The sequence below is a fragment of the Chelatococcus albus genome (assembly GCF_030067675.1).
Classification (GTDB): Bacteria; Pseudomonadota; Alphaproteobacteria; order Rhizobiales; family Beijerinckiaceae; genus Chelatococcus_A; species Chelatococcus_A albus.
In genome coordinates this window covers 78,800-105,347 of the sequence record NZ_JASJEV010000008.1, presented here as the reverse complement: position 1 = coordinate 105,347, position 26,548 = coordinate 78,800, and the positions used below count along the sequence as shown (strand labels likewise).

The 26,548-nt window shown below is 69.1% G+C and carries 29 protein-coding genes and 1 pseudogene; 10 read left to right on the top strand and 20 right to left on the bottom strand.

Annotation, left to right across the window (positions count from 1 at the left end; all coding sequences use genetic code 11):
* Positions 1 to 3: 3 nt before the first annotated feature.
* The 10 genes from QNA08_RS13820 to QNA08_RS13775 form a co-directional block, all read right to left on the bottom strand.
* Positions 4 to 1,014 (bottom strand): MaoC family dehydratase, encoded by a 1,011-nt coding sequence (locus QNA08_RS13820; protein ID WP_283741312.1) that lies wholly within the window; start codon positions 1,012 to 1,014, stop codon positions 4 to 6.
* Between the two features lie 133 nt (positions 1,015 to 1,147).
* Positions 1,148 to 1,816 (bottom strand): deoxyribonuclease V, encoded by a 669-nt coding sequence (gene nfi, locus QNA08_RS13815; protein WP_283741311.1) that lies wholly within the window; start codon positions 1,814 to 1,816, stop codon positions 1,148 to 1,150.
* 19 nt (positions 1,817 to 1,835) lie between these two features.
* Positions 1,836 to 2,933 carry a redox-regulated ATPase YchF gene (ychF, locus tag QNA08_RS13810; protein WP_283741310.1) on the bottom strand — a complete coding sequence of 366 codons (1,098 nt, stop codon included), beginning with the start codon at positions 2,931 to 2,933 and terminating at the stop codon, positions 1,836 to 1,838.
* Positions 2,934 to 2,937: 4 nt separating this feature from the next.
* Complete coding sequence (pth, locus tag QNA08_RS13805) at positions 2,938 to 3,552, bottom strand: aminoacyl-tRNA hydrolase (protein WP_283741309.1); 615 nt, start codon at positions 3,550 to 3,552, stop codon at positions 2,938 to 2,940.
* Between the two features lie 294 nt (positions 3,553 to 3,846).
* Positions 3,847 to 4,482, bottom strand: a complete 636-nt coding sequence (locus tag QNA08_RS13800) for a 50S ribosomal protein L25/general stress protein Ctc (protein ID WP_283741308.1) — start codon at positions 4,480 to 4,482, stop codon at positions 3,847 to 3,849.
* A 185-nt stretch (positions 4,483 to 4,667) separates the two neighbouring features.
* On the bottom strand, positions 4,668 to 5,234 hold the full coding sequence (locus QNA08_RS13795) for a VUT family protein (RefSeq protein ID WP_283741307.1): 567 nt from the start codon (positions 5,232 to 5,234) through the stop codon (positions 4,668 to 4,670).
* Positions 5,227 to 5,967 carry a 7-cyano-7-deazaguanine synthase QueC gene (queC, locus tag QNA08_RS13790; RefSeq protein WP_283741306.1) on the bottom strand — a complete coding sequence of 247 codons (741 nt, stop codon included), beginning with the start codon at positions 5,965 to 5,967 and terminating at the stop codon, positions 5,227 to 5,229. The genes QNA08_RS13795 and queC overlap by 8 nt, the downstream gene beginning before the upstream one ends.
* Before the next feature lie 26 nt (positions 5,968 to 5,993).
* A complete protein-coding gene (locus tag QNA08_RS13785; protein ID WP_283741305.1) occupies positions 5,994 to 6,938 on the bottom strand; it encodes a ribose-phosphate pyrophosphokinase in 945 nt (314 codons plus the stop codon).
* 222 nt (positions 6,939 to 7,160) lie between these two features.
* Positions 7,161 to 7,727 carry a hypothetical protein gene (locus tag QNA08_RS13780; protein WP_283741304.1) on the bottom strand — a complete coding sequence of 189 codons (567 nt, stop codon included), beginning with the start codon at positions 7,725 to 7,727 and terminating at the stop codon, positions 7,161 to 7,163.
* 58 nt (positions 7,728 to 7,785) lie between these two features.
* Complete coding sequence (locus QNA08_RS13775; protein ID WP_283741303.1) at positions 7,786 to 8,937, bottom strand: M24 family metallopeptidase; 1,152 nt, start codon at positions 8,935 to 8,937, stop codon at positions 7,786 to 7,788.
* Between the two features lie 217 nt (positions 8,938 to 9,154).
* Here QNA08_RS13775 and QNA08_RS13770 point away from each other — a divergent pair, with 217 nt between their 5' ends.
* The 3 genes from QNA08_RS13770 (at position 9,155) to QNA08_RS13760 (ending at position 14,104) form a co-directional block, all read left to right on the top strand.
* On the top strand, positions 9,155 to 11,242 hold the full coding sequence (locus QNA08_RS13770) for a mechanosensitive ion channel family protein (protein ID WP_283741302.1): 2,088 nt from the start codon (positions 9,155 to 9,157) through the stop codon (positions 11,240 to 11,242).
* Positions 11,243 to 11,319: 77 nt separating this feature from the next.
* Positions 11,320 to 13,416: an excinuclease ABC subunit UvrC gene (uvrC, locus tag QNA08_RS13765; protein WP_283741301.1), complete on the top strand. Its 2,097-nt coding sequence runs from the start codon at positions 11,320 to 11,322 to the stop codon at positions 13,414 to 13,416.
* Positions 13,417 to 13,651: 235 nt separating this feature from the next.
* Complete coding sequence (locus QNA08_RS13760; protein ID WP_283741300.1) at positions 13,652 to 14,104, top strand: hypothetical protein; 453 nt, start codon at positions 13,652 to 13,654, stop codon at positions 14,102 to 14,104.
* 134 nt (positions 14,105 to 14,238) lie between these two features.
* Here QNA08_RS13760 and QNA08_RS13755 read toward each other — a convergent pair whose 3' ends face one another.
* Complete coding sequence (locus QNA08_RS13755) at positions 14,239 to 14,553, bottom strand: hypothetical protein (protein ID WP_283741299.1); 315 nt, start codon at positions 14,551 to 14,553, stop codon at positions 14,239 to 14,241.
* Between the two features lie 210 nt (positions 14,554 to 14,763).
* Between QNA08_RS13755 and pgsA the strand changes: the two genes are divergently transcribed.
* The 3 genes from pgsA to QNA08_RS13740 all read left to right on the top strand — a co-directional run bounded on the left by pgsA (position 14,764) and on the right by QNA08_RS13740 (position 16,155).
* A complete protein-coding gene (pgsA, locus tag QNA08_RS13750) occupies positions 14,764 to 15,354 on the top strand; it encodes a CDP-diacylglycerol--glycerol-3-phosphate 3-phosphatidyltransferase (RefSeq protein WP_422679922.1) in 591 nt (196 codons plus the stop codon).
* Positions 15,351 to 15,602, top strand: a complete 252-nt coding sequence (gene moaD / locus QNA08_RS13745) for a molybdopterin converting factor subunit 1 (RefSeq protein WP_283741297.1) — start codon at positions 15,351 to 15,353, stop codon at positions 15,600 to 15,602. The genes pgsA and moaD overlap by 4 nt, the downstream gene beginning before the upstream one ends.
* A 76-nt stretch (positions 15,603 to 15,678) precedes the next feature.
* Positions 15,679 to 16,155, top strand: a complete 477-nt coding sequence (locus QNA08_RS13740) for a molybdenum cofactor biosynthesis protein MoaE (protein WP_422679921.1) — start codon at positions 15,679 to 15,681, stop codon at positions 16,153 to 16,155.
* A gap of 19 nt (positions 16,156 to 16,174) precedes the next feature.
* On the opposite strand, the gene QNA08_RS13735 is transcribed toward QNA08_RS13740, so the two are convergent.
* Positions 16,175 to 16,393, bottom strand: a complete 219-nt coding sequence (locus QNA08_RS13735; protein ID WP_283741295.1) for a hypothetical protein — start codon at positions 16,391 to 16,393, stop codon at positions 16,175 to 16,177.
* Between the two features lie 126 nt (positions 16,394 to 16,519).
* Between QNA08_RS13735 and gcvA the strand changes: the two are divergent.
* Positions 16,520 to 17,419, top strand: a pseudogene (gene gcvA / locus QNA08_RS13730) (transcriptional regulator GcvA).
* Here gcvA and QNA08_RS13725 read toward each other — a convergent pair.
* Both QNA08_RS13725 and QNA08_RS13720 read right to left on the bottom strand, forming a co-directional pair.
* The gene (locus tag QNA08_RS13725) at positions 17,379 to 17,747 is read right to left on the bottom strand and encodes a cupin domain-containing protein (protein ID WP_283741294.1); all 369 of its coding nucleotides are present in this window, start codon (positions 17,745 to 17,747) and stop codon (positions 17,379 to 17,381) included. The pseudogene gcvA and the gene QNA08_RS13725 sit on opposite strands and share 41 nt — an antisense overlap.
* A 79-nt stretch (positions 17,748 to 17,826) precedes the next feature.
* Positions 17,827 to 18,714, bottom strand: coding sequence for a branched-chain amino acid aminotransferase (locus QNA08_RS13720; protein WP_283741293.1), 888 nt, complete (start codon positions 18,712 to 18,714; stop codon positions 17,827 to 17,829).
* Between the two features lie 163 nt (positions 18,715 to 18,877).
* Between QNA08_RS13720 and QNA08_RS13715 the strand changes: the two genes are divergently transcribed.
* The 3 genes from QNA08_RS13715 to QNA08_RS13705 all read left to right on the top strand — a co-directional run bounded on the left by QNA08_RS13715 (position 18,878) and on the right by QNA08_RS13705 (position 21,528).
* The gene (locus tag QNA08_RS13715; protein WP_283741292.1) at positions 18,878 to 19,411 is read left to right on the top strand and encodes a MarR family winged helix-turn-helix transcriptional regulator; all 534 of its coding nucleotides are present in this window, start codon (positions 18,878 to 18,880) and stop codon (positions 19,409 to 19,411) included.
* On the top strand, positions 19,408 to 20,148 hold the full coding sequence (locus tag QNA08_RS13710) for a response regulator (protein ID WP_283741291.1): 741 nt from the start codon (positions 19,408 to 19,410) through the stop codon (positions 20,146 to 20,148). The genes QNA08_RS13715 and QNA08_RS13710 overlap by 4 nt, the downstream gene beginning before the upstream one ends.
* Before the next feature lie 69 nt (positions 20,149 to 20,217).
* A complete protein-coding gene (locus tag QNA08_RS13705) occupies positions 20,218 to 21,528 on the top strand; it encodes a sensor histidine kinase (RefSeq protein WP_283741352.1) in 1,311 nt (436 codons plus the stop codon).
* A 24-nt stretch (positions 21,529 to 21,552) separates the two neighbouring features.
* Here QNA08_RS13705 and QNA08_RS13700 read toward each other — a convergent pair whose 3' ends face one another.
* The 6 genes from QNA08_RS13700 to QNA08_RS13675 all read right to left on the bottom strand — a co-directional run bounded on the left by QNA08_RS13700 (position 21,553) and on the right by QNA08_RS13675 (position 26,355).
* Entirely contained in the window at positions 21,553 to 22,842 is a 1,290-nt protein-coding gene (locus tag QNA08_RS13700; protein ID WP_283741290.1) for a hemolysin family protein, read from the bottom strand.
* 69 nt (positions 22,843 to 22,911) lie between these two features.
* A complete protein-coding gene (locus tag QNA08_RS13695; protein ID WP_283741289.1) occupies positions 22,912 to 23,271 on the bottom strand; it encodes a tRNA-binding protein in 360 nt (119 codons plus the stop codon).
* Positions 23,272 to 23,370: 99 nt separating this feature from the next.
* Entirely contained in the window at positions 23,371 to 24,126 is a 756-nt protein-coding gene (locus QNA08_RS13690) for a thioredoxin domain-containing protein (RefSeq protein WP_283741288.1), read from the bottom strand.
* Positions 24,127 to 24,230: 104 nt separating this feature from the next.
* A complete protein-coding gene (gene proC, locus QNA08_RS13685) occupies positions 24,231 to 25,049 on the bottom strand; it encodes a pyrroline-5-carboxylate reductase (RefSeq protein WP_283741287.1) in 819 nt (272 codons plus the stop codon).
* A 197-nt stretch (positions 25,050 to 25,246) separates the two neighbouring features.
* Positions 25,247 to 25,747: a type III secretion system chaperone family protein gene (locus QNA08_RS13680; RefSeq protein ID WP_283741286.1), complete on the bottom strand. Its 501-nt coding sequence runs from the start codon at positions 25,745 to 25,747 to the stop codon at positions 25,247 to 25,249.
* Positions 25,748 to 26,082: 335 nt separating this feature from the next.
* Positions 26,083 to 26,355, bottom strand: a complete 273-nt coding sequence (locus QNA08_RS13675; protein WP_283741285.1) for an accessory factor UbiK family protein — start codon at positions 26,353 to 26,355, stop codon at positions 26,083 to 26,085.
* Positions 26,356 to 26,548 lie beyond the last annotated feature (193 nt).

The following is a 26,548-nucleotide window of genomic DNA, read 5'->3' as shown; positions in this document are numbered from 1 at the left end:
GGCCTACGACCGCCTCTCCCAGAAGGCCCGGCCGGTGAACTCGAAGACCCGCTCGCCGCGCTGATTCTCGGCCGTATTGTGGTGGGTGACGATGCCCCACTGCGGGCGCGTGAGGGACGGTCGCGCGGAGACGATCTCGGTGCGGTAGCGGAGCGTGTCGCCGGCATAGACCGGCTTCGACCACTTGAGGTCGCTGAACCCGGGGGAGGGGCCGAGGCGGGCCGAGGGGCGGCCCGTGGCGGCGGCCGCGCGCATCTGCCGCTCCGCATGGCCGGCCATCAGCTTCATCCACACCGCCGCTGTATGCCAGCCGGAGGCGCAGAGCGCACCGAAGTGGCTCTCCCTCGCCGCTTCCGCATCGGTGTGGAAGGGCTGGGGATCGAAGGCCTGCGCGAAGCGTACGATCTCCTCGGCGGTGAAGTGATAGGCACCGAGATCGGTAACGTTGCCCGGCGCAAGGTCCTCGAGGAAAGGCGTGGGCCCGATGTCCTGCGGCTCGGACGCGGCGGCGGGCATGGAAGCAGCGGCCTGCATCGGCCCCCTTCCGCTCGGTGGATAGGACGGCGCGGCGCCGCGGCGCCCGAACATGATCCAGTTCGTCTGGGTCATGAGTGGGTCCTCACCGCCGTTCATCAGGTCGAAGCGGAAGCGCACGAGACCCATCTGGGGCCGGCTCTCCGACGCGCGAGCCTCCAGGATCGTGCGGCGCACGGAGAGCCTGTCGCCCGGCTTCAGCGGCTTGAGCCAGCGCACTTCCTCGATGCCGGGCGAGCCCATGGAGGCGGCATCGAGGATGAAGTCATCGGCGGCCATGCGCATGAGGAGGGCGCAGGAGTGCCAGCCCGAGCCGATGAGCGTGCCAAGGAAGCTCTCCTTGGCCGCCTCCGGGTCGACGTGCATCGGCTGGGGGTCGAACTCGCGCGCGAAGGCGATGATCTCCTCCTGGTCGACGCGACGTGCGCCGAAGGTCGTCACGGTGCCGGGCGAGAAATCCTCGAAGTAGATGGTCGGCATGGGGCGCGGGCTCTAGGATGCAGGCACATCACGGTCGTCGACGGCAATAGCACGGCTGCAGCCGTCTGGCGTCCCGCATCGGTGCATAGCTCGATCTGTGCATCTACACGAAATGCGCGGCCAGTGCACCCGTTCAGGTCGGGAAGCTGCCGGCTGCCTGGTGCGCGAGACGGATGGGTTCGGGCAATCGGAACTTCGGCGCGCAGCGCAGCACGAGCGCGACCGCTGTGGCGAGATCGACGAGATGGCCGGGCGAGATGAACACGGGCTTGGTGCCTGCGCGCGTGCGCAGCGCCATGCCGATGATCTCGCCGTTGTCGACGAGGGGGGCGGCCGCGCCCCGCTCGGGGCCGAGCGGCCCGTGACGACCGCAGAGAAGCGTCTTGCCGCAGCCGACCGTGGGCCGCGCGAGCCACAGCCCCATGTGGCTCGCGATGCCGATGCGGCGCGGGTGGGCGATGCCCATGCCGTCGAAAAGGAAGACGTCGGGCTCGCTTTCCAGTCGGGCGAAGGCCTCCGCCAGCACCGGTCCCTCGCGGAAGCTCAGGAGGCCCGGCACGTAAGGGAAGGGCGTGGCCGCGCTCGCGCAGGCCGTTTCCACCACGCGGAAGTCGGGAAAGGTTGCCACCACCACGGCCGCGTGCGACAGGCCGTTCTTCACGCTCACGTCGACGCCGGCAACGAGGCGCACGGCGTCGAGGTCGATCGGGCGGTCGGCGATGATCTCACGCCGCAGCTCCTGCTGCAGCGCGATCGCCTCAGTGGGGGTGAGCGACCAGTCGTGGCGGCGGTGGATCAGCATGTCCGCCCCACGTGCCGGCTCAGTTGGCGAAGCGGAAGTGCATCACGTCGCCGTCGGCGACGGTGTACTCCTTGCCTTCGAGGCGCAGCTTGCCGCTGTCGCGTGCGCCGCTTTCGCCCTTGAGCGAGATATAGTCGCCGTAGGCGATGGTCTCGGCCCGGATGAAGCCCTTCTCGAAGTCGGTGTGGATGACGCCGGCGGCCTGCGGCGCCTTGGTGCCCTTCGTGATGGTCCAGGCGCGCGCCTCCTTGGGCCCCACGGTGAAGTAGGTGATAAGGCCCAGCAGATCGTAGCCGGCGCGGATGACGCGGTTGAGGCCGGGCTCCTCGAGGCCGATCGCCTCGAGATAGTCTTTCTGCTCCTCCAGCGGCAGGACGGCGATCTCGCTCTCGATCTTGGCCGAGACGACGACGGCCTTGGCGCCCTCGGCGGCGGCGCGCTCGAAGACCTTGGCGGAGAATTCGTTGCCGCTCTGGGCGGAGGCCTCGTCCACGTTGCAGACGTAGAGCACGGGTTTTGCGGTCATCAGGCCGAGCATGGCGAAGGCGCGCTCCTCCTCCGGCTTGCGCTCGACGAGGCGGGCCGGCTGGCCCTCGCGCAGGAGCAGGAGGGCGCGGTTGACGAGATCGAGGTTCTCCTTCGCCTCCTTGTCGCCGCCGCGGGCCTTCTTCTCGAGCGCAGGCACGCGCTTCTCCAGGCTTTCGAGATCGGCGAGCATGAGCTCGGTCTCGATCGTCTCGATGTCGGCGATGGGATCGACCTTGCCCTCGACATGGGTCACGTCGCCGTCCTCGAAACAGCGCACCACGTGGGCAATGGCGTCCACCTCGCGGATGTTGGCGAGGAACTGGTTGCCGAGGCCCTCACCCTTGGAGGCGCCGCGCACGAGGCCGGCGATGTCGACGAAGGTGAGGCGCGTCGGAATGATGGCGGCCGAGCCGGCGATACCGGCGAGCGCCTCGAGGCGCGGGTCGGGGACGGCGACGTCGCCCACGTTCGGCTCGATGGTGCAGAACGGATAGTTCGCCGCCTGCGCGGCCGCCGTCTGCGTCAGCGCATTGAACAGGGTCGACTTGCCGACGTTCGGCAGGCCGACGATGCCGCACTTGAAACCCATGCTCCTACTCCTTCGCGCGTTCGCCAACGCGCTTCACATCCGTCCAGCCGCGCCCTTCCATGGCGAGATGCACCTTGTTCTGGAAGGTCGAATCGTCGCCCTTGGCGAGGAGGGGTGCGAAATCCGCCACGGCGCGGCACAGGTCCTCGACCCACGGCTCCTCGCTGCGCCCGAAGTCGTTCAGGACATAGGCGTGCACCAGTGCCTTGTCACCCGGATGGCCGATGCCGAGGCGCGCGCGGCGATAGTCATTGCCGACCTGGGCGGTGATCGAGCGCAGGCCGTTATGGCCGGCATTGCCGCCCCCGGTCTTCATGCGCAGCTTCGCGGGTGGCAGGTCGAGCTCGTCGTGGAACACGACGATGTCGGTGAGCGGGATCTTGAAGAAGCGCGCAGCTTCCGACACGGCCCGGCCGGACTCGTTCATGTAGGTCTGCGGCAGGAGCAGGAGCGCACGCTCGCCGCCGATCGTCGCCTCGCTCACGAGGCCCTGGAATCGCTGGCGCCAGGGTGCGGCATTGTGGGCGCGGGCAATCGCCTCCACGGCCATGAAGCCGATGTTGTGGCGGTTGCGGGCGTAGCGCGCCCCGGGATTGCCGAGCCCGACGAGGAGGAGCATGGGACCAATCTCAGGTAACGGCGACAACAGTGCGTTCCGATCTCATTCGATCGGAAGGCGCGTCCAACTCTCCAATGGAAGAGCATTTTCTCCGCCGACGCGTGTCCACATCGGCGGACAATGCTCTGGAGCGGGATGAGGACCAGTGGGCGCCGGTTTTCCGTCCCATTCCGCTCAAACTTATAAAGCTCGACCCAGAAACATCTGGATCGAGCCCTGGAGGCCGGCGCGTCCCGGCCGGCCGGAAGTGAAAGCCGCGTCGCGACGCGGCTTCCCGCAAGACGCGCGCGGCGCTTACTTCTTCTCTTCGGCGGCCGGAGTGGCCTCGGCGGCTTCGCCGGCTTCGGCTGCCTCAGCGGCGAGCTTCGACGGGGCGGCGATGGTCGCCACCGTGAAGTCCTTCTCCTGCGTCGTCGCCTGCGCGCCGGCGGGCAGCTTCACGCCGTCGAGATGGATCGACGCGCCGATGTCGAGGCCCTTCAGATCCACCTCGACGAATTCGGGGATGGCGTCCACCGGCACGGAGAGCTCGATGGCGTGATGCACGATGTTGAGCACGCCGCCGCGCTTGATGCCGGGCGAGGCTTCCTGGTTGACGAAGTGCACGGGCACCTCGACCGCCACCTTGGCGTCCCTGGCGACGCGCAGGAAGTCGATGTGGACGGGGGTGTCCTTCACCGGGTCGAGCTGGTAGTCGCGCGGGATGACCCGCGTCTTCTTGCCGTCGACCTCGATCTCGAACACCGTCGTGAGGAAGTGGCCGGCGAAGATGAGCTGCTTCGTCTGGTTGAAGTCGAGCGCGATCGGCTGGGCGGCTTCACCCGCGCCGTAGATGACGGCGGGAACCTTGCCGGCGCGACGGGCGGCACGGGCGGCCCCCTTGCCGACCCGGTCGCGCGCCTCGGCCTTGAGCTGCTTGGCGGCGGTCATGACGTAGATCCTTCGTTGCTTCGGAACGCCGACGGCCGCGCTCGCGCGCGGCCCTTGGCTTCCTGGCCGCATCGCTGCGGCCCGTTCTTGCGAGAAGCGCGCCCGTGCCTCCAGGGGTGTCTGGCGGGCGCGCGCGTGCCTTTAGCAGCAATGCCGCCGTTGCGCAACGCGAGGCTGCCGCGGACTCAGGCAGGCACGAGGCCGCGGCGCGCGTCGCGACTGCGCAGCCAGTAGACGAAGGGCAGGGCAAGCAGCACCATCCATGCCTTGCCGATCACCTGCCCGAGGAGGAATTCGAGGCTGCCGAAGGCGACGTAGAGAAAGACCATGCTGTCGACGACGAGGCCGACGAGGCTCGACAGCAGGACGGCGGTGACGAAGCGGCGGCGCTGCAGGGGCGTGTAGACGGCGAAGTCCGCGAGCTCCGAGAGCAGGAAGGCGAGCGCCGACGCCACCACGATCGTGGGCGGCGCGAGAAGGGCCGAGAGCGCCGCCCCGGCCGCGATCGCCGCGAGCGCTGCCTTGGCGCCGAGCCGGCGCTGCACCAGGTCGCGCAGCACGAGCGCCACGCCGATCATCAACACGCCGCTCGGCGCCATGATGCCCGGCGCCACGGGAATGAGGCACGGACCGTTCGGTACGCAGGTCGTGCCGGCATTGCCAATGAGCCAGTTCGCCGCCGGAATGGTCAGGCCAAAGAAGAACAGCGCCAGAAAGCCCTCGAACAGACGCTGGCGTGACGTGTCAGTCATTCACTCCTCCCGGATGACGATCGGCCCTGGCCGCCGACCAGCGTCGCCAGCCTGCGGCGCGCAGCTCGCAGGCGGGGCAGGTGCCGCAGCCGTAGCCCCAGTCGTGCCGCCCGGTACGATCGCCAAGATAGCACGTATGTGTGTGCTCGATGACGAGATCGAGAAAGGACTGCCCCCCGATCTCCTCCGCGAGCGCGAAGGTCGCAGCCTTGTCGCGCCACATGAGCGGAGTGTGCAGGACGAAGCGGCTCTCCATGCCGAGGTTGAGCGCCGCCTGCATGGCCTTCACCGTGTCGTCGCGGTAGTCAGGATAGCCGGAATAGTCGGTCTCGCAGACGCCGAGCACGAGGTGCTTGCAGCCGCGCCGGTAGGCGAGGGCTGCGGCGAAGGCCATGAAGATCAGGTTGCGGCCGGGCACGAAGGTGGTGGGCAGGCCGTTCTCGCCCATGGCGATCGCGACCTCGCGTGTCATGGCCGTGTCCGAGATCGCGCCGAGCACGCCGAGGGGCACCAGATGGTCCTCGCCGAGCCGGCCGTCCCCGAGCGCCCCGGGGCGGGCGAGAAGGTTGCGGATGGTGGCGCGGCAGTCGAGCTCGACGCGATGGCGCTGCCCGTAGTCGAAGCCGACCGTCTCGACACGGCCGAAGCGGCGGAGCGCCCAGCCGAGACAGACGGTGGAATCCTGCCCGCCAGAGAAGAGCACGAGGGCCCGGTCCGTATCGAGCGCCGCCATCACCTCGGCTCCCCGTTCGGCTCCGTTCAGTCGAACAGGCTCGAGACGCTGGTCTCGCTCGCGGTTCGTGCGATGGCCTCGCCCATGAGCGGCGCGATGGTGATGGCCCGGATGTTGGGGGCGACCTTCACCGCCTCGGTGGGCTGGATCGAGTCAGTGATCACCATTTCCTTGAGCTTGGAGGAGGTGATGCGCGCCACCGCGCCGCCCGAGAGCACCCCGTGCGTGCAGTAGGCGTAGACTTCCTTCGCGCCCTTGGCGAGCAGGGCTTCGGCGGCATTGCAGAGCGTGCCGCCCGAATCGACGATGTCGTCGACAAGGATGCAGGTGCGCCCCTCGATGTTGCCGATGATGTTCATCACCTCCGACTCGCCGGGGCGCTCGCGCCGCTTGTCGACGATCGCGAGGGGGGCGTCGATGCGCTTGGCGAGCGCGCGCGCGCGCACCACGCCGCCGACGTCCGGCGAGACGACCATGACGTTGTCGAGGTCCATCCGCTCCTTGATGTCGCGCACCATCACGGGAGCGGCGAACAGGTTGTCGGTCGGAATGTCGAAGAAGCCCTGGATCTGGCCGGCGTGGAGATCGAGGGTCAGCACGCGGTCGACACCGGCGTGGGTGATGAGATTGGCGACGAGCTTGGCCGAGATGGGCGTACGTCCGGTGGCGCGCCGGTCCTGGCGGGCATAGCCGAAGTATGGGATCACCGCGGTGATGCGGCGCGCCGAGGAGCGGCGCAGCGCATCCGTGATGATCAGGAGCTCCATCAGGTGGTCGTTTGCCGGAAAGGACGTCGACTGGATGACGAAGACGTCCTCGCCGCGCACGTTCTCCTGCAGGTCGACGAAGATCTCCATGTCGGCGAAACGCTTGACCTGGCAGGTGGCCAGCGGAGCCTCGAGATAGCTCGCGATCGCCTCGGCGAGGGGGCGGTTGGAGTTGCCCGCGACGAGCTTGATCGAGGGTTTCATCCGTCGGGATCCCGTTCTTGACGCATCACTGGGTTGGGCGAGGGGCCTCCGGGAGACGACGGCGCCACGCACGCAGCACGACCTTCGGCCGCGCGGCTCTTAGCAGCCGCGGCCGCGGCGAACAATATGCGTCAAGCGCTTATCCCGCCTGTGTGTCGCGGCGAGGTCACGCCTGCCGCGACGGCAGGTCCAGCGGGGGAGGGGCGGGCCGCAATCGCGGTCTCATTCCGCCGTGGCGAAGCCGAGCCCCGTCGCCGTATCCTCCGCGCTTGCCGTCGCAACCGGTGCTGCGCTCGATCGGCCGCTCTGCGAGAGGAAGCCCGCTATGGCGTTCATGCTCTCGGAGGCGACCTTGGCGACGGCGCCCTGGTCGACGCCGCTCCACGGGTCGGTGCCGGCGGGGGTCTTGGCGACGCTCGTGCCTTCGAGCCGCTGGGCGCGCCGCTTCGTCTCGTCGAAGACGTCCCAGACGAAGGTGAGCGCTGTGGCGCCGTTCTCCGTCGTGTAGGCCGTCAGGTAGCCCTTCACACGATAGCGGGCGTTACCCTTGTCCGAGACGAGCTCGACCCGGCGGGCCGAGGCTTCGTCGACGAGGGCACTGGCGAGCCTGGTCATCACCGGCTCGGGAGCCCCCTCGATGCTCTCGACGGCGACGGGCACGCCCGGCGCCTCGATGCGCTTGCCGGCCAGGCCCGCGCCGCTCACACCGCCTTCTTGGCAGCCGGCGAGAGCGAGGCTGCAAAGAGCCGCCGCGAGCATCGGCCGCCCGGCCGTCCTTCCTTCAAACATGACGCCTCCCGCTTGTGCTTGTGTGGTTGCGGGCATCCTGCGGCGTCGAGTTGTACTGTCAGCGCAGCTGAAGGTCCAGATCAGGCAGATTGAGTGCTTCCGCCCCGTTCTCCGTGACGAGATAAGTACGGCCGAGGCACATGGCCGTCTCGCTGTCCGAATCCATCAGGATCATGTGGGCGAACATCACCATGCCGGGCACGAGCACCCAGTCGTTGTCCTCGTAGAACATCGGCCAGTCCATCCACGACGGCGTGAATTTCGCCCCGAGCGAATAGCCGCAGGCGTTGAGCCGGTGGCCGGCGAGGCCGTGGGCGTCGAAGACGCGGGCATGTGCGGCGAAGACGTCGCCCGCCGTCCGGCCAGGACGCAGGGCCTCCTGGCAGGCGAGGAGGGCCTCGCGCGCCGCGCGGTGGTAGGAGAGGTGTTGCGGGCGCGGCTCGCCGACGACGACCGTGCGCATTGCCGCCACGTGGTAGTGGCGATAGGCGCCGGCGAGCTCGAGCGTGATCTGGTCGTTGGCCGCGAGGCGGCGGCGGCCGGCCTTGTAGCGGCAAAGCAGCGCGTCGACGCCCGAGCCGATGATGAACTCGTTGCCCGGATAGTCGCCTCCGCCGGCGAAGATGGCGTTGTGCTGGGCGGCGAGGATGTCGCCCTCGTCGGCGCCGGCGCGGATCAGGTCGAGCGCGGCGCGATCCGCCGCATCGGCGAGCTCGGCCGCCTTGCGCACGTAGACGAGCTCCTCCGACGACTTCACGGCGCGCAGGCGCGTGACGATGTTCGAGGCGTCGGTGAGCGTGGCGAAGCCGTCGAAGGCCGCTTCGAGCTTCTTTCCGTTCGCGGCGACAAGGCCGTAGGCCTCGTATTCGACGCCGAGCCGCTTGCCCGCGAGGCCGAGGTCGGCGGCGAGCGCCTTCAGGTCGCGGGCCGGATCGGCATTGCGCCCGTCCTTCCAGACGCGGATGTCGGCGATGTTGGACGTGTGCTGCGCCTGCCGAAGGTCGGCCGAGCGGGTCAGCAGGGCTGCACGCCCGTCCGCCGTCACCACGAGGCACTGGAAGAAACAGAAGCCGAAGGTGTCGTAACCCGTGAGCCAGTACATCGATTCCTGCTGGAAGAGCAGCAGGCCGTCGAGGCCCTGCTCGGCCATGGCGAGCTGCAGCGCGCTCCGGCGACGGGCGAATTCGGCGGGGGAGAAATGCAAGGCCATGAGGACCTCCGGAACCTCGGAACGGGCGACGAGGAGGCATTCAAGCGAATTGGCGACACGTTATCAACATTTTGCTTGTGTTGCCCCTGTGCGGCCTGATCGCCGAACAGAATTCGGCCGTGCGCAGCCCTCAAGGGCGCCATTTTGATCGACTGCCACCCCGAGCGGAGATTTATTGTGCTCATTCGCCTCGCGTGGGCCTATGGGATTGCTCCTCATGTCGCGCCTCGTCGTAGGATTGGCCTTTCTGACCGGCTTTCTCGCGCTCTCCGTCATGGCCATGGCGCAAGCGGGCGGCGGGGGCATGGACAATGACATGGGCTTCCTCGCCGGCCTGGCCGGCCATCTCGAGCGGGCAGCGCAGGCGCTGATCAGCGTGCTCGCCGTCCTGCCGGACGTGCCGCGGGATCTCGCGCGCGTCCTCTACGCCATCACCCTCTCGGCCCCAAGTTGGCTCGCCCATCCGGCGCTGCCGTTCCTCGTGACGGCGGCCATCGCCGCCCTCGTGCTCGCCGTGCCGCACCTTCTGCGCTACTTCGGTGGCGCCACGCTCGCGCGCTGGCTCGCGGCGGAGACGCGCTTCGGCAGGACCTGGCGGCTCATCGCTTTCGATCTCGCGGCCTTCGCCCTGTCGGTCGCCGTTGCGGCGGTGCTCGTCAACCTCGTGTTCCAGCGCCAGTTCCTTATCGGCAAGCTGGCCGTGACCCTCGTCGGGGCGGCCGTGCGCTGGCGCCTGTCGATGCTCGTGCCGGAGATCCTGCTGCGGCCGGATCATCCGGAGCTGCGCCTTGTCCCGACGGACGATGCTCGGGCGCGCCTTGCCATGCGCGTCGCAGGCGCGGTGCTCGCCCTCGGCATTCTCTTCATCACCACGGTGCCGGTGCTGCTCGCCGGTGGCCTCGGCATGCGCCAGGCGCAGGCGATGGCGCTCGTCGTCGGCACGGTGATGGCGGCGGGCGGCGTCTTCGGCGTGCATCGCTTCTTCGCCGGCGCGCACGGCTGGCGGCGCCTGCTGCCGGCGGCGGGGCACACCATCGTGCTCTTCGTCTGGCTTGCCTGGACCGCGGGCGTCATCATGCTCGACTTCGCCGTCTACAACGGCCTCGTCTGGTCGCTCGGCATCGTCGCGGCGACCGCGGCCGCCGACCGTCTGCTCGCCCACGCGGCCCATCCGCCGACCGCCGCGGCGGAGCGCGCGGACGCAGGGGAGGCCGAGGAAGCGCCGGCCGGACATCCCGCCCCGGCGGAGACGACGCGCGTCCACCTGATCATCTCGCTGCGGCGCATGGTGCTCGCAGTCGCGGGCACCGTCGTCGCGGTGCTCGTCGCCCGTCTCTGGCTCGTCGACATCCTGGAGGTGGTGGACCGGGCCGCGTGGGCGCGTGTGCGCGAGGCGGCGGTGACCGCGCTGGGCGTGCTTGTCGCCGGCTATCTCGCCTACGAAGCCCTGCGGGTCTGGACGCGGGCGAAGTTCGGTCCGCATCTCGGCGAGGCCGCACTGCCCGGCGCGGGCGACGACGAGCATCTCGCGCCGGCCTCGCGCCTGTCGAGCGTGATGCCGCTCCTGCAGGGCGTCTTCGGCGTCATGATCATCGCCGCGGCGGTCCTTCTCGCCCTCTCGCATCTCGGCATCAACATTACCCCGCTCATCGCGGGCGCCGGCATCTTCGGCCTCGCCATCAGCTTCGGCTCGCAGGCGCTGGTGCGCGACATCGTCTCGGGCGTGTTCTACATGGCCGACGACGCCTTCCGCGTCGGGGAATATATTGAGGCTGGCAAGTACAAGGGCACGGTGGAGAAGATCGCCATCCGCTCCGTGCGCCTCAGGCACCAGAACGGCCAGATCCACACGATCCCCTACGGCCAGCTCGGCGCGGTGACGAACTACAGCCGCGACTTCTCGACCATCAAGTTCAACCTGCGCCTCGCCCGCGACACGGACGTCGAGAAGGTGCGCAAGATCACCAAGAAGATCGGCCAGGAGATGCTGCAGGACCCGGAGATCGGCAAGGAATTCATCCAGCAGCTCAAGATGCAGGGCGTGGCCGACGTCCAGGAGAACGCCCTCGTCTGCCGCTTCAAGTTCACCGTGCGGCCGGGCAAGCCCACGCTCGTGCAGCGCGAGGCGCTGAAGCGCCTCTACCGGGCCTTCACCGACCAGGGCGTCGCCTTCGCCTCGACCGCCGTCGTCGTTCAGTCGCGCGGCGGCACGCCCGTCGAGATGTCCGCCGCGGCGGCGATGGCGGCGGGCATGACCGCTACCGCGTCTCCCGCCGCGCCGGAAGCCGAGGCCAAGGCTTCGTAACGGTATGGGCCTCGCAGTGGCAGGAGCGCGATGCCGCACCCCTTGACCCGCGCGGCCCGTGGGGTCACGTCTCGGCCATGAGCAGCAAGAAGGCAAACGACGAAGAACCGAAGAACGAGCGTTTCGACGAGCGGCCGGACGAGCTGTTCGAGGACGACCCGGATGGCGAGGCGGAGCGCGAGGCGGCCTCCGGCATCGATCTCGGGCTCGACGACGAGGCGCAGCCGGCCTCCGTGCGCGCCGGCGTCGCCGTCATCCGCCGTTTCTGGAAGACGCTGCCGAACGGCCCCGGCGTCTACCGCATGGTCGACGCCGTGGGCGACGTGCTCTACGTCGGCAAGGCGAAGAGCCTGAAGAAGCGCGTCGCCGGCTACCTGCGCGGCATCGGCCACGGGGGCCTGCGCACCATGCGCATGATCGCCGAGACGGCGGGCATGGAATTCGTCACCACCCAGACGGAGACCGAGGCGCTGCTGCTCGAGGCGAACCTAATCAAGCAGCTGCGCCCGCGCTACAACGTACTGTTGCGGGACGACAAGTCCTTCCCCTACATCCTGCTGACAGGCGACCATCCGGCGCCGCAGATCGCCAAGCATCGCGGTGCCCGCACGCGCAAGGGCGACTATTACGGCCCCTTTGCCAATGCCGGGGCGGTGACGCGCACCATCAACGCGCTCGAACGCGCCTTCCTGCTGCGCTCCTGCTCCGACAGCTATTACGAGAACCGCACGCGCCCCTGCCTCCTCCACCAGATCAAGCGCTGCTCCGCACCGTGCACGGGCGAGATCTCGCTCGCCGACTATGCCAAGCTCGTCGACGAGGCGCGCGCCTTCCTCTCCGGCCGCTCCACGGCGGTGAAGAAGATGCTCGCCGACGAAATGCAGAAGGCGTCCGAAGAGCTCGAATTCGAGCGCGCCGCGCGCTACCGCGACCGTCTCGCGGCATTGTCGGCCGTGCAGTCGACGCAGGACATCAACCCCCAGACGGTGGAGGAGGCCGACGTCTTCGCCCTCGACGAGCAGGCGGGGCAGTTCTGCGTGCAGGTGTTCTTCTTCCGCAACTACCAGAACTGGGGCAACCGCGCCTACTTCCCGAGGGCAGACAAGTCGCTTACGGCCGGCGAGGTGCTCGGCGCCTTCATCGCCCAGTTCTATGACGACAAGCCTTGCCCGCGTCTCGTCCTCCTCTCGCACGAGGTCGACGAGCAGGCCCTGCTGCAGGACGCCCTCTCGGCCCAGGCCGGACATCGCGTCGAGCTCGCCGCGCCGAAGCGCGGCGAAAAGCGCGACCTCGTGGCCCACGCGGAGAAGAACGCGCGCGAGGCGCTGGGGCGCAGGCTCGCCGACACCTCCTCGCAGCGCAAGCTCCTCTCCGCGCTGGCCCAGGCCTTCGGCCTGCCGCGGGCGCCCAGGCGCATCGAGGTCTACGACAACTCCCACATCATGGGCACGAACGCGGTCGGCGGCATGATCGTGGCCGGGGAGGCTGGCTTCATGAAGGCGCACTACCGCACCTTCAACATCCGCTCCGAAGATCTGACTCCCGGCGATGACTACGGCATGATGCGCGAGGTGCTGCAGCGCCGCTTCTCCCGGCTGCTGAAGGAGGCGCCCAAGGAGGCGGCGAAGGAGATGCCCTCCGCGGTGCCCGTGCCGGCGGAGGAGGCGGCCGGCGAGGCGGTCGGGGAGGAGACGGAGGCTCTGGACACCGAGGGCTTCCCGGCCTGGCCCGACCTCGTCCTCATCGACGGCGGGCGTGGCCAGCTCGATGCGGCACGCCAGGCGCTCGCCGACATCGGCGTCGCGGACGTTACCCTCGTCGGCATCGCCAAGGGGCGCGACCGCGACGCCGGCCGCGAGACATTCTTCGTGCCGGGGCGCGAGCCCTTCAAGCTCCCCCCGCGCGACCCCGCCCTCTATTTCGTGCAGCGCCTGCGCGACGAGGCGCACCGTTTCGCCATTGGCACCCACCGGGCCCGGCGCAAGCGCGAGATGACGAAGAACCCGCTCGACGAGATCCCCGGCATCGGGCCGAGCCGCAAGCGCGCGCTCCTCCTGCATTTCGGCACCGCCAAGGCGGTGTCGCGCGCCTCGCTCGAGGACCTCCAGCGCGTGCCCGGCGTCAATGCGGCGACGGCGAAGGCTGTCTACGCCTTCTTCCACGACCGGGCGTGACGAATCGCGACCCCGGTAGACCCTGCGCACCGAAGTTCAGGGCCGGACGACGCAGCCCATCCCTGCGGCAGGACGAAGCGGGGCCGCTCTCGCGCGGCCGGGTGCGGCGAATCGTAAGAATGCAAGGACTGGGGTTCGGAGAATGTTCATGCCCATCCGATAGCACCGACGCACGACACTCACGGCGTTCCGCGGAAGGAGGCATCGAATGCGGGGATCGACAACAAGGCTGCTCGTGGCTGCGGCTCTCGCGGCCGGGCTCGTATCGAGCGCCGAGGCGCAGGAGAGCTCGGCCGACCGGGTCGAGATGGATGCCGCAGCCGGTCGCACGCACGGGTTGGGCAAGGCCCTCGAAGCGGCAGCCGGCACGCCTGCCGCCGGCGTTCTCTCGGCAGTGGCTGCAGGCACACCCGGCCCGGGCTTCGGCGCCGCCGTTTCCGAGGCCGCGCGGTCGAAGTCGCATGGTGCGAACAGCCGAGGGGAAACCGCCTCCGCGGCCGCCGGCGGCGGGGGTGAGGCGGGTCGTGGTGGCGGCAGCGGCTCCGGCGGTGGTGGAAGCGGCAACAGCGGTAACGGCGGCGGCGGTGGCGGTAACGGCGGTGGCAACGGCGGCGGCGGTGGCGGTAACGGCGGCGGCGGCGGCAACGGCGGTGGCGGCAATGGAGGCGGCGGCGGGAATGGCCGGTAGGCCGGTCCCACGCGATCGGCTGATCGGTGCCGCACCTGAACGGTCGCAGACGGTTCCGGAGGAAGCCGCACCGCGTGATGCCGCGCGGGGCGGCCCGTGGCCCGTCTGCTCCGCCGATGGCGCGGTCGCGGGCCTCAGTCGCAGGTGATGGGGTAGGCGACGACCCGAATGGGGGCCTTCTCCCAGGGGCGTTGCAGCAACAGGCGCACGTCGCCGTTGTGGCGGCCGGAGATGGTGACGACAAAACGCACCTTGGGCGCGGCCTCCGCGGCCTGTTCCCCGGGGCGCGACGGATCGCCGCGAAGCACCGTCCGCGCGGTCACGAGGCCGAGGCGCGGGTCGATTCGCACGCGCCAGCTGTAGCCGCCGACGCCTTCGCGCGGGCCGATGATGGCGATCTCGTCGCCCGGGCAGGCGCGGACCGGCTGTTCCTGCACCATGTCCACCATGCGCCGTCATATAGCAGACCGGGCTGCCCTCGGCGCAGTGCAAATCGACGGGAGCCGCGCGGCAACCAAGGCATCGGCGCCGCGAGGAGAGGCCGGCCCTGCGCGGTGCGGTGCCGGCACCCACCGCGGTCCTGCCGCGACCGCCGCGGCGGTTGACGCTGAGGCGCGGCGCATGTTTCCTCCCCACTCGACATGAGCTTGACCTCTTCCATGTGGCGCACGCGGGCGTTCAACCTGCCCAACATTCTGACCTACGGCCGGATCCTCGCCGTCCCGGCCGTGGTCGTCTGCCTCTTCTGGCCGCAGGACACCTGGACTCGCTGGATCGCGCTCGCCATCTACGTAGCCGCCGCCGTCACCGACTATCTCGACGGCTGGCTGGCGCGGGCCTGGTCACAGCAATCGGCGCTCGGCCGGATGCTCGATCCGATCGCTGACAAGCTGCTCGTCGCCGCCAGCCTGCTGATGCTCGTGTCGGACGGGACGATCCGTGGCTGGTCACTGTGGGCGGCGATCATCATCCTCTGCCGCGAGATCCTGGTCTCGGGTCTGCGCGAATTTCTGGCGGAGCTGCGTGTCGGCGTGCCCGTGAGCAAGGTGGCGAAGTGGAAGACGACGCTGCAGCTCGTCGCCATCGGTTTCCTGGTCGCCGGCCCCGCGGGCGAGAAGCTGTTGCCCGGCACCATCGACATCGGCATCGTGCTCCTGTGGGTGGCCGCCGTGCTGACGCTCTATACCGGCTGGGACTACATGCGGGCGGGCATCCGCCATCTTCTCGACGAGGACACGCACAGGCCATGAGGCTCGTCTATTTCGCCTGGGTCCGCGAGCGTATCGGCAAGAGCGAGGAAGAGGTGGTCCTGCCGGAGGGGATCGCGACGGTCGCCGACCTCGCCGGCTGGCTGCGGACGCGCGGCGAGGAATATGCCCACGCCTTCGAGAACCCGGCCGTCGTGCGCGCGGCGGTCGACCGTCATCACGTGAAGCCGGATGCGCCGATCGCCGGTGCCCGCGAGATCGCCTTCTTCCCGCCGATGACGGGCGGGTGATATCCTGCCGCCGGTCGCCCCGCGCGCCCGTGTGATCGCCGCGCCGCCCGGGGAGAGCCGCCGTCGGATGGGTCCAATGCCGACCATTCGCATCCAGCGCGAGGATTTCGATGCCGCCACGGAGGCTGCGGCGCTCACGCGCGGGCAGACGGAGGTCGGCGCCGTCGTGACCTTCACGGGCCTGTGCCGTGCCGAGGCCGGGCGCCTGGCGGCGCTCGAACTCGAGCACTACCCCGGCATGGCGGAGGAGGAGGTGGCGCGTGTCGTCGCCGAGGCCGAGGCGCGTTGGCCACTCGAGGGTGTGACGGTGATCCACCGCTACGGCCGCATCGCGCCTGGCGAGCAGATCGTGCTCGTGGTGACCGCTTCCACCCACCGCCAGGCGGCCTTCGAAGCCGCTTCCTTCCTCATGGACTATCTGAAGACGCGCGCGCCCTTCTGGAAGAAGGAGCACCATGCCGACGGCAGCGCCGGCGAATGGGTGGCCGCGAAGGACGCGGATGATGAAGCGCTGGCACGCTGGCAGCCCTCCGCGCCGCGGGCCGCGGAATAATCCGGGCGCCTTGCCCTTCTCACCGTTCGGGCCGGCGCAGTGACGGGCCGCGCCCGTCTGCGAGGCCGATGTCCCTGCGCCTGTGCTCGCTCAGCATCTCCTCGTCGATGACGCCGGCGGTTCGCGCCGGCGACGGAAGGAAGCGCCCGATGAGATCGCGCCAGCGCAGGCCGTTTCGCGCACGCCGCAGGGCCGGTGTCGCGCCGTTGTGTATGCAGGTGCCGGTCGCCGGAGCCATGGCGTCGTACTCGGCCTCTCGGAGGCCGCTCCTTGTTGTCGGATATGGCCGGAACATGCGTCACTTTCGGCTTGCCGGCCAACCGAACCTCGATCATCATCCATAAATCAGACTTATGTATCAGCGATGCAGACCCTTCCTCCCCTGGCGGCCGTCCGCGTCTTCGAGGCGGCGGCGCGGCACCTGAGCTTCACGAGGGCGGCACAGGAGCTCGGCATGACCCAAGCCGCCGTCAGCTACCAGATCAAGCTGCTCGAGGAGCGCCTCGGCGCGCCGCTCTTCCTGCGCCGGCCGCGTCAGGTGGCCTTGTCCGAGGTTGGCAAGCGCCTGGCGCCGGCGGTGAGCTAGGCCTTCGACATCATGCGTGCGGCCTTCGCCGCGACGCGCGAGCGCGCGGAGGGCATTCTCAGCATCACGGCCGTGCAGACCTTCGCGGCCAACTGGCTCGTGCCGCGGCTCGGCTCCTTCCAGCTTGCCCATCCGCATCTCGCGGTCCGCCTGGACACATCGATGCGCCTCGCGGATTTCGCGCGCGAGGAATTCGACGTCGGTATCCGGGCGGGCGACGGGGAGTGGCCGGGGCTCGTGGCCCACCGCCTGCTGGTTGTTGAGTTCACGCCGATGCTGAGCCCGCGGCTCGCCGCAAGCATCGGCGGCGTGACCAAACCGGCCGACCTTCTTCGCCTGCCGCTGCTCGATCCGAGCGATCCGTGGTGGGTGGTGTGGTTCGCCAGGGCCGGCGTGCCGGATCCGGGGCTCGGGTCGCGCCCGGCCAATCGCTTCGGCACCCAGGTCCTCGAGGCGGGCGCAGCCGTGGCCGGGCAGGGCGTTGCCATCCTGACGCCGGCCTTCTTCAGGGCGGAGCTCGACAGCGGCCGGCTGATCCAGCCCTTCGACCTCGTCGGCCGCGACGAGGGCGCCTACTGGCTCGTCTATCCGTCAGCACGTCGCAACGTGCCGAAGATTCGCGCCTTCCGCGAGTGGCTCATGGCAGAGGTCGCCGCCTGCAGCCCGGGCGGAGCGTGAGGCCGGGCGGCCTCGCCGCCGTCGGGCCCCCGAAGATCACCCAGGTCTTGAAGTCGTCGGAGAAAGTCTCGAAACGGTATTCGATCCCGGCCTCGGCGAAGATGACCTCGCCCGGGCCGAAGGGCCGGCGTTCGCCGCCCTTGAAGAAGGTGCCCCGCCCGGAGACCACGACATAGAGCTCGTCCTGGCTGTGCGGCTGCTGCGGGGCGTGGCCGCCCGGCGCGTGGAGCTCGACGGACATGGTGCCGTGGCGGAGAACGCCGGCCAAGGTCTTGCCGGAGGCAGACAGGGCTGCCTCTGCCGCCGCGACGCTCTGGAGCCAGGTCACGCGCATTTGCCCTTTGCGAGGGGCGGTGGGAGCGGCGGCCGCAGCCGGCCGCCGCGCCTCCCTTTGGGCGACGCCGCTCTCAGGCCGCCTTCGCCTTGGGCTGCACCTCGGCCATGTAGTCCTCCATGAGGACCTTCGTCATGTTGCCGGGCTGGAAGGTGTAGGGCCCGATCTCGGCCACGGGCGTCACCTCGGCGGCCGTGCCGGTGATGAAGCACTCGTTGAAGCCCTCGAGTTCCGCCGGCAGGATCGTGCGCTCCTGCACCTCGAAGCCGCGGCGCCTGGCGAGATCGATTACCGTGCGGCGCGTGATGCCGTCGAGGAAGCAGTCGGGCGTCGGCGTGTGAATGACACCGTCGCGGATGAAGAAGACGTTGGCGCCCGTGCACTCGGCCACGTGGCCGCGCCAGTCGAGCATCAGGGCGTCGGAATAGCCCTTGCGCTCGGCCTTGTGCTTGGAGATCGTGCAGATCATGTAGAGCCCGGCCGCCTTGGCCTTGCAGGGGATCGTCGCCGGATCGGGGCGGCGATACTCGGCCATGTCGAGGCGGATGCCTTTCAGCCGTTGGGCCGGGTCGAAGTAGCTCGGCCACTCCCAGGTCGCGATGGCGAGATGGATCTTGTTGTGCTGGGCCGAGACGCCCATCATCTCCGAGCCACGCCAGGCGATCGGACGCACGTAGGCGTCCTTCTGCCCGTTCTTCTCGAGCACGAGGCGCTTGGCGGCGTCGATCTCCGCGACGCTGTAGGGAATCTCGAAGTCGAGAATCTCAGCCGAGGTTCTCAGGCGCTCGGAATGCTCGGTGGATTTGAAGATCTCGCCGCCGTAGGCACGCTCGCCTTCGAAGACGGCGGAGGCATAATGCAGGCCGTGGGAGAGTACGTGGAGAGTCGCATCCGTCCAGGGCACGAGCTTGCCGTCGTACCAGATGACGCCATCGCGCTGATCGAACGGTGCAACAGACATGGGAATCTCCTGATGGCCACAAGGGCGGCGGCCCTGGTTCTTCCTTACAAAAACTACCGCCGCAGGCTCGTTGAAGTTCATTCCTTTCGCGAGCCGGGCTTGACGAGTAACAATCGGCCTGAGATATGTCAATAAGGCTGACATAACGGAGATGCAGCAGCTGATGGCGACCTTGCCGCAGGCCTTCGCGGAGACGTCCGCCACCACCGGATCCGATGCAACCGACAGCGGGCCGGCCTGGGACGTGATCGAACTTCTGTTCTTCGCCTATCGCGACTTCGTCAGCGATCCCGACCGCATCCTCGGCGACTACGGCTTCGGCCGCGCGCACCACCGGGTGCTGCACTTCGTCAACCGTCAGCCCGGCCTCACCATTGCGGAACTCCTCGACATCCTGCGCATCACCAAGCAGAGCCTCAACCGCGTGCTCAAGGAGCTCGTGGAGAAGGGTTTCATCGAGCAGCGTGCCGGCGTCGCCGACCGCCGTCAGCGGCTTCTCTTCCCCACCGCCAAGGGGCGCGAGCTCGCGGTCGCTCTCGCCGGCCTGCAGACCGAGCGCGTGACGCGCGCGCTGGCCGACGCTGGCCCGGAGGCGCGCGATGCAGCCCTGCGCTTCCTTTTTGCCATGATCGATCCCGACGATCGCACGCACGTGGCGCGCCTCGTCTGGAACGACGCGACGACGGTGCCCCGGTGAGTGCGCTGAAGCCGAAGACGGCGCTGCCCGACGACGCGCCGCATGTGCTCGTCGTCGATGACGACCGGCGCCTGCGCGATCTCCTCGCCCGCTACCTCGGTGACAACGGCTATCGCGTGACCACGGCGGCGAACGCGGCCGAGGCCGAGGCGAAGCTCGAGCACATGGTCTTCGACCTGATCGTGCTCGACGTGATGATGCCAGGCGAGAGCGGCTTCGATTTCGCCCGCCGCCTGCGCCGGACATCGCACGTCCCCATCCTCATGCTGACCGCGCGCACCGACACGGCCGACCGCGTGCAGGGCCTCGAGATCGGCGCCGACGACTATCTTCCCAAGCCCTTCGAGCCGCGCGAGCTCCTGCTGCGCATCGGCAACATCCTCAAGCGCTCGAACGGCAACGGTCAGAACGACGCCAAGGTCGCGCCCGAGGCGGTGCGCTTCGGCGCCTTTCTCTTCCGCCTCGATCGCGGCGAACTGCGCCGCGGCGACGAGATCGTGCGCATCACCGATCGCGAACGGGAGATCCTGACCGTGCTCGCGAGCCGCGCGGGAGAGCAGGTTCCGCGCGAGGATCTTGCCGGGCAGGGCGGGGCGGCGCAGGGCGCCGCCGCCAACGAGCGCACGGTGGACGTGCAGATCAACCGCCTGCGCCGTAAGATCGAGCAGGACCCCGGAAACCCGATGTTCCTGCAGACGGTGCGGGGCATCGGTTATCGCCTGTTGATCGACGGCTGACGGACGGACGGTGTGGGCAAGACGACGTGGAGCGTGATCGATCGGCCGAAGGCGGCGTTCGATCGGGTCATGCGCTGGTTCGGCAGCTTCCTGCCGAAGGGGCTCTACGCGCGCTCGCTCATCATCATCATTGCGCCGATGGTCATCCTGCAGTCGGTGATCGCCTATGTCTTCATGGAGCGGCACTGGCAGCTCGTGACCCGCCGGCTGTCGTCCGCGGTGACGGCCGACATCGCCGCCGTGATCGACATCTACGAGAGCTATCCACAGGATGCGGACATCGCGACGCTGTCGCGCATCGCCGGCGACCGGCTGGGCCTCGACGTGGACATCCTGCCCGAGGCCTCTCTGCCGCCGCCCGGGCCGAAACCCTTCTTCTCCATCCTCGACGGGGTGCTTTCGGAGGAGATCCGCAAGCAGGTGGGCCGACCCTTCTGGATCGACACGGTGGGGCGCTCGAATCTCGTCGAGATCCGTATCCTGCTCGACAAGGGGGTGATGCGCGTCATTGCCCGCCGCAGCCTCGCCTATGCCTCCAACTCCCACATCTTCCTGGTCTGGATGGTGAGCACCTCGCTCATCCTGCTCGGCATCGCCATTGCTTTCCTGCGCAACCAGATCAAGCCGATCCTGCGCCTCGCCGACGCGGCGGAGGCCTTCGGCAAGGGCCGCGAGATCGACTACCGCCCGCGCGGTGCCAGCGAGGTGCGGCGCGCCGGTCTTGCCTTCCTGGAAATGAAGCGGCGCGTCGAGCGCGCCATGGAGCAGCGCACGACGATGCTCAATGGCGTCAGCCACGATCTGCGCACCATCCTGACACGCTTCAAGCTGTCGCTGGCGCTTCTCGAGGAGACGCCGGAGCTCGACGACCTGCGCAAGGACGTCGACGAGATGACGCGCATGCTCGAGGCCTATCTCGCCTTCGCGCGCGGCGACGCGGGCGAGCAGGCGGCCCCCACGGACATGCAGCATCTCCTCGATGACGTGAAGGCCGACGTCGAGCGTCAGGGATATGCGACCGAGGTCGAGATGGTGGGCGATCCCGTCATCACCGTGCGCCCGGACGCCTTCCGGCGCCTCCTCCTCAACCTCGTCTCCAATGCCGCGCGCCATGGCGAGCACATCGCCGTGACCGCGACCCGCGAGACGCGCTGGTTCACAGTGACCGTCGACGACGACGGCCCCGGTGTGCCCTCCGAGCTGCGCGAGGAGGTATTCAAGCCCTTCGTGCGCCTCGATGAGGCGCGCAACGTCGACGAGGGAGGGACCGGCCTGGGCCTCGCCATCGCCCGCGACATCGCCCGCTCGCACGGCGGCGACGTCACCTTGTCGGACAGCCCGCTCGGGGGCCTGCGCGCCACCGTGCGCGTGCCGGTGTAAGGCCTCGCCGGCGGCTCGCGCCGCTCAGGCCGGCCCGACCCGGGCGGCCAGCACCTTGTCGATGCGTGGACCGTCGAGGTCGATGACCTCAAAGCGCCAGCCCTGTTCCTCGAAGGCCTCGCCCACCTGCGGCAGGCTCTTGAGCACGGCGAGCACGAAGCCGGCGAGCGTATGATAGTCGCGCTCGTGCGGCAGCTTGAGCTGCAGGAGCTCCGCCATCTCGTCGGCCGGCATGGCGCCGCTGAGCAGGTAGGAACCGTCCTGGCGCATCACGACATGCGGTTCGCCCGGTCCCACGCCGGCGGCGAAGGCGCCGGCGATGCTCACGAGCAGGTCGGCCGGGGTGACGATGCCTTCGAAATTGCCGTACTCGTCGTGGACGAGCGCCATCGGAACCGGCGATGCCTTCAGTCGTTCCAGGACGTCGAGGGCGTCCAGCGTGTCGATGACCACGGGCGCCTCGCGCACGACATCGCGGATGTTCGGCGTGGTGCCGGCGAGATAGGCGTCGAGCACGTCCTTCGCCTGGACGATACCGACGACGTTCTCCTCGCGCCCGTCCACCGCGGGCAGGCGCGAATGACCGCTTTCGAGAATGGTCTTGCGGATCGTCTCGTCGTCGTCGCCGAGGTCGATCCAGTCTACCTCGCGCCGCGGCGTCATGACGGCGCGCACCGAGCGATCGGCGAGGCGCATGACGCCGGCAATCATGCGCCGCTCCTCGGGTTCGAGCACGCCGGCCGACTCGGCCTCCGCCACGAGGGTGCGCAGTTCCTCCTCCGTGACGGCGGCGGCGCCGTCGCCGCTGCGGCCGAGGAGGCGCAGGAGGCCGTGCTGCGAGGCGCTGAGCACCCACACGAGCGGCGCGCACAGGCGTGCGAGCACGGCCATGGCCGGGGCGACCGCGGCAGCGATGCCCTCGGCATTCCGCAGGGCGAGCTGCTTGGGGACGAGTTCGCCGACGACGAGCGACAGATAGGTGATGAGGGTGACCACGGCGCCGAAGGCGAGTAGCTCGGCCACGTTGGCGGCAAGGCCTGCGGTCGCGAGCCAGGCGGCAAGGCGTCCGGCGAGGGGCGCCCCCGAGAAGGCACCCGCGAGGATGCCGACGAGGGTGATGCCGATCTGCACGGTGGACAGGAAACGCCCGGGATCGGCGGCGAGGGCGAGCGCCGTCGCGGCACCCCGGCGTCCCTGGTCCGCAAGGGCCTTCAGCCGTGCGGTTCGCGCCGAGACGACAGCGAGCTCCGACATGGCGAGAAGGCCGTTCACCAGGATGAGGACGGCAACAACCAACAGTTCGACGGTGAGCATGGTTCCCCGCTCATACCACGCCGGGCAGCCGCTGCGACAGCGGCACTGCCAAATCAGTACAGTGCCAGGTCAGTACAGGCGGCCGCCGTCGGGGACCGGCGCCGTCGGCGCCACGAGCATGACCTCACCCTTCGCGTCCGGCACGCCCAGCGTCAGGACCTCCGACATCATGGGGCCGATCTGCCGCGGCGGGAAATTGACCGCCGCAAGCACCTGCCGGCCGACGAGCGCCTCCGGCGTGTAGTTCTTCGTGATCTGCGCCGATGACTTCTTGCGACCGATCTCGGGGCCGAAGTCGATGACGAGCTTGATCGCCGGCTTGCGCGCCTCGGGAAATGGTGCAGCCTCGACGATCGTGCCGACGCGCACGTCAACCTTCAGGAAATCGTCGAAGGAAATGTGTTGGTTCGGCGCGGCGGTATCCAGCATGGGGCGATCTCCGGTCTCGGCATCGTGTCGTCTTCGATCGGACGCATTCAGCTACCGGAGAAGGCCGCGGCGGTCGAGGGGCGAGGCTGTAGCCCACGCTCAGATCGCGGGGGCGTAGTCCTCGCCGTCCTCGTCGTGACGGGTGGTGTCGCGCGCCCGCTCGCGGAAGCGCCGGCGCGCCTCGCGCGGGCCTTCGCAGACGAGCCGGGCCACGGCCCGCAACGGCGCCGTGAGGCGATGGATGTCCTCGGCGCAGACGAGGAGCCTCTCGCCGCGCCGCAGTTCCCGGTCGAGCCGCGCCATCGTCCTGGCGAGACCGACATCATCATCCTCGAACCAGGTGTCGAGCACACGGGCGAAGACGCAGACGGCGCCCTGCAGGCGCAGGGCGCCCATGCTGCCCTCCGTGCCGATATTGGCGGCGGCGAGCATGTAGCGTTGTGAATTGAGCGCCACGCGGTTGAAGGCGGCGAGCGCCAGCGGATCGGTGCGCAGGGCGCGCGCGATGCGCTTCAGCGCCGGCTTGTAGGGAGTGAGCGCATCGATGCGCCGCATCATCACGTCGAAGAGACGGTCCCGCGGCGGCTCCTCGGCGAGTTCCTCGCTCGTGCCTTCGAGCACCTTGCGGTCGATCATGCGCGAGAACAGGGCAAGGATCGCGCCCTTCGACGGCACGTGATCCCGCAGCTCGGCGAGGCTCATGCCCGCCTCCCGCGCCACGTCGCCGATCTCGATCTCGCGCCAGGGCCGCTCGGCGGCGAGGCGCATCAGGGCATCGACGATCCTCTCGCGCGGGTCGGCCGTCGGTTGTTCCTCCTGCTTGGAGGCGGGCTTGGAGGCGGGCTTGCGGACCATGGTCGATCTCCGCGTCGCGAACGGCACCGATCACAAGATAATGGCTTGCACGGTGCCTTGAAGGGCGAACCCGCGGGTGCCGGCCGTTTTCTTTGCCCGTCCGGTCAGCCGGACAGCTCCTGCGCACGCTTCCTGGCCGCCGCAACCGCCTTCACCATCAGCGGCTCCAGGGCGTTGTTCATGAGCACGTCGAGCGCTGCCGCGGTCGTGCCGCCCGGGGACGTGACGTTCTGGCGCAGTTTCGCCGCCGGCAGGTCACTCTGATGCAGGAGCTCCCCCGCGCCGGTGACGGTGGCACGCGCGAGCCTGATGGCGAGATCCTCCGGCAGGCCGGCAGCGGCACCGGCCTTCGCCAGGCACTCGGTCAGATAGAAGACATAGGCCGGACCGGAGCCGGAGACGGCGGTCACCGCGTCGATCAGGTGCTCGCTCGAAAGCCATTCCACCGTGCCGACGCCGGAGAGGAGCGCATCCGCCATGGCGCGCTCGGCCTGGCTGGTCTCGCGGCTGGCGACGGCGGCGGTGACGCCGCGGCGCACGGAGGCAGGCAGGTTCGGCATGGCGCGCACGACCGCGCGCGCCTGCGGCAGTCGGGCCTTGAGATTGGCGATGGTCTTGCCGGCGAGGATCGAGACGACCACGGTTCCGGCGCCGGCGAGGCGGGCGATCTCGGGCGCTGCGGCGTCGAGCGACTGCGGCTTGATGGCGAGGACGAGCGCCTCCGGCGGGGAGATCTCGGCATGGGGCGGATTGAGACGGATGCCCGTTCTGTCCGCGAGCGCCGCGATGTCTGCGGAGGGGTGCGGGTCAAGGATCGTGATGCCCGGCCCCGCCATGCCGGTCGCGAGCCAGCCGTCCAGCATGGCGCTGCCCATCTTGCCGGCGCCGACGAGAACGAGAGTGGAGGGCAACGCTGCTACCATCGGAATGACCTCGGTTTCACACTTGGAACACCTCCCGACGTCCACGATTCGGCAGGCGTCTGCACCATACTAGGATTGGAGCGTCTCGGCCGGCACAGTGAAGCCGCAGCCTGCGGGAGCAGGTATCCGTCCGCCTTGCGCAGGCGATGGGCGGGGCGGACGAAAGGCGTGGGAGCCGCCTCTGCCCCGCAGCGCGCTCAAGCCTCGCCTTCTGTCTCGAACAGCACGCTGTCCAGGGCCTCGCGCGCGCTCTTGCCGGCCCAGAGTACGAACTGGAAGGCCTGATAGTAGCGCTCGCAGGCATCGGTCGCCGTCTTCAGGAGCATCTCGCACTGGCCGCGGGTGGGCTCAGCCCCGCCGGCGAGAAGCAGCGCGTGGCGGTACATTACCACGTTCTCGGCGCTCCAGAGATCGAAGTGACCGACCCACAACTGCTCGTTGATGAGCGCGACGAGCTTGAGCATGTCGCCTTGGCGCCGCTCCGGCACCTTGATGTCAAAGGCGCAGGCGATGTGCACCGCCTCCACCTCCTCGATCCAGGTGAAGGCAACATGATACTCGGCCCAGCTTCCGGCGATCGAGATCGACATTTCGTCGTCCTCGGCGCGGTCGAAGGTCCAGTCGTTGAGTGATGCGAGTCGTTCGAGCATATCGAGCGGGTGCTCGCTGCGCTCGATCTCGAATTCGACGTGGGCCATGCCGATCCCCCGGCTCGCTCGGGTTCGAAACGACCTCGCGCGCCTGGGGTGCGCGAGATCTCGGGACGCGACGCAAACACGGTCGACGCGACCACACCCGGAGCACGCAGAAGAACGCTCCGATCGAGCTTCGGGCACACCCGCCAATACTGCGCAAAACCACCGAAGGCTCGCAGCAGACGGCGAATCACCTGTCTCTTCGACTATAGCTCGCGCGAGTCACGTCGCACAGAACACGTCGCGACCGTCCGGGATTCGGCGTCGGCTCACAACCGCGGCGCGTGGCCTGTCCACAAGCCAAAGGTGCAAAGGCGGCAATTGGACAAGGCGGCGCGTCACTCGCCCTGGGCCGACGCGCTCGCGTCGAGCTTCGCCTCGAGCGCGGCGAGGCGCTCGGCGAGGCGCTCGTTCTCGTCCCGCGCGGCGATCGCCATCTCGCGAACGGCCTCGAACTCCTCGCGCGAGACGACATCCATGCTGCGCAGCACGCGCTCCATCTGGGCGCGCACGATGGTCTCCACTTCGCGGCGAGCACCCTGCGCCATGCCGGCGGCATCCGTCACCAGGCGCGCGATGTCGTCGAAGAAGCGGCCGGTCGTCTGCGTCATGGCGAAACCCTCATCCCTCGGCGCCGTCGGAGCGGCGGGCGAGCCGTCTATAGCATCGGGCGGCCCGGGTCGCAGCCCGGCGCAGGTGCCTGCGCCATCGTGTCGTCGTTGCCCCACGGCCAGGAAGCGGGGATGACGAAGCGGTAATGACGCGGGGGGGCGGCGCCCGCTTGACGCCCGCGCAGGCTTGCGG

Coding starts and splice junctions, on each gene's coding strand:
- QNA08_RS13820 (WP_283741312.1), bottom strand. CDS start 1,014: ATGCCGACCATCTACTTCGAGGATTTCTCGCCCGGCACCGTGACGACC.
- nfi (WP_283741311.1), bottom strand. CDS start 1,816: ATGCTGATCCACCGCCGCCACGACTGGTCGCTCACCCCCACTGAGGCG.
- ychF (WP_283741310.1), bottom strand. CDS start 2,933: ATGGGTTTCAAGTGCGGCATCGTCGGCCTGCCGAACGTCGGCAAGTCG.
- pth (WP_283741309.1), bottom strand. CDS start 3,552: ATGCTCCTCCTCGTCGGGCTCGGCAATCCCGGGGCGCGCTACGCCCGC.
- QNA08_RS13800 (WP_283741308.1), bottom strand. CDS start 4,482: ATGACCGCCGCCAAGCAGCTCAAGGCCGAGGCGCGCGACCGGGTCGGC.
- QNA08_RS13795 (WP_283741307.1), bottom strand. CDS start 5,234: ATGACTGACACGTCACGCCAGCGTCTGTTCGAGGGCTTTCTGGCGCTG.
- queC (WP_283741306.1), bottom strand. CDS start 5,967: ATGGCGGCGCTCGATACGGACCGGGCCCTCGTGCTCTTCTCTGGCGGG.
- QNA08_RS13785 (WP_283741305.1), bottom strand. CDS start 6,938: ATGAAACCCTCGATCAAGCTCGTCGCGGGCAACTCCAACCGCCCCCTC.
- QNA08_RS13780 (WP_283741304.1), bottom strand. CDS start 7,727: ATGTTTGAAGGAAGGACGGCCGGGCGGCCGATGCTCGCGGCGGCTCTT.
- QNA08_RS13775 (WP_283741303.1), bottom strand. CDS start 8,937: ATGGCCTTGCATTTCTCCCCCGCCGAATTCGCCCGTCGCCGGAGCGCG.
- QNA08_RS13770 (WP_283741302.1), top strand. CDS start 9,155: ATGTCGCGCCTCGTCGTAGGATTGGCCTTTCTGACCGGCTTTCTCGCG.
- uvrC (WP_283741301.1), top strand. CDS start 11,320: ATGAGCAGCAAGAAGGCAAACGACGAAGAACCGAAGAACGAGCGTTTC.
- QNA08_RS13755 (WP_283741299.1), bottom strand. CDS start 14,553: ATGGTGGACATGGTGCAGGAACAGCCGGTCCGCGCCTGCCCGGGCGAC.
- pgsA (WP_422679922.1), top strand. CDS start 14,764: ATGTGGCGCACGCGGGCGTTCAACCTGCCCAACATTCTGACCTACGGC.
- moaD (WP_283741297.1), top strand. CDS start 15,351: ATGAGGCTCGTCTATTTCGCCTGGGTCCGCGAGCGTATCGGCAAGAGC.
- QNA08_RS13740 (WP_422679921.1), top strand. CDS start 15,679: ATGCCGACCATTCGCATCCAGCGCGAGGATTTCGATGCCGCCACGGAG.
- QNA08_RS13735 (WP_283741295.1), bottom strand. CDS start 16,393: ATGGCTCCGGCGACCGGCACCTGCATACACAACGGCGCGACACCGGCC.
- QNA08_RS13720 (WP_283741293.1), bottom strand. CDS start 18,714: ATGTCTGTTGCACCGTTCGATCAGCGCGATGGCGTCATCTGGTACGAC.
- QNA08_RS13715 (WP_283741292.1), top strand. CDS start 18,878: ATGGCGACCTTGCCGCAGGCCTTCGCGGAGACGTCCGCCACCACCGGA.
- QNA08_RS13705 (WP_283741352.1), top strand. CDS start 20,218: ATGCGCTGGTTCGGCAGCTTCCTGCCGAAGGGGCTCTACGCGCGCTCG.
- QNA08_RS13700 (WP_283741290.1), bottom strand. CDS start 22,842: ATGCTCACCGTCGAACTGTTGGTTGTTGCCGTCCTCATCCTGGTGAAC.
- QNA08_RS13695 (WP_283741289.1), bottom strand. CDS start 23,271: ATGCTGGATACCGCCGCGCCGAACCAACACATTTCCTTCGACGATTTC.
- QNA08_RS13690 (WP_283741288.1), bottom strand. CDS start 24,126: ATGGTCCGCAAGCCCGCCTCCAAGCCCGCCTCCAAGCAGGAGGAACAA.
- proC (WP_283741287.1), bottom strand. CDS start 25,049: ATGGTAGCAGCGTTGCCCTCCACTCTCGTTCTCGTCGGCGCCGGCAAG.
- QNA08_RS13680 (WP_283741286.1), bottom strand. CDS start 25,747: ATGGCCCACGTCGAATTCGAGATCGAGCGCAGCGAGCACCCGCTCGAT.
- QNA08_RS13675 (WP_283741285.1), bottom strand. CDS start 26,355: ATGACGCAGACGACCGGCCGCTTCTTCGACGACATCGCGCGCCTGGTG.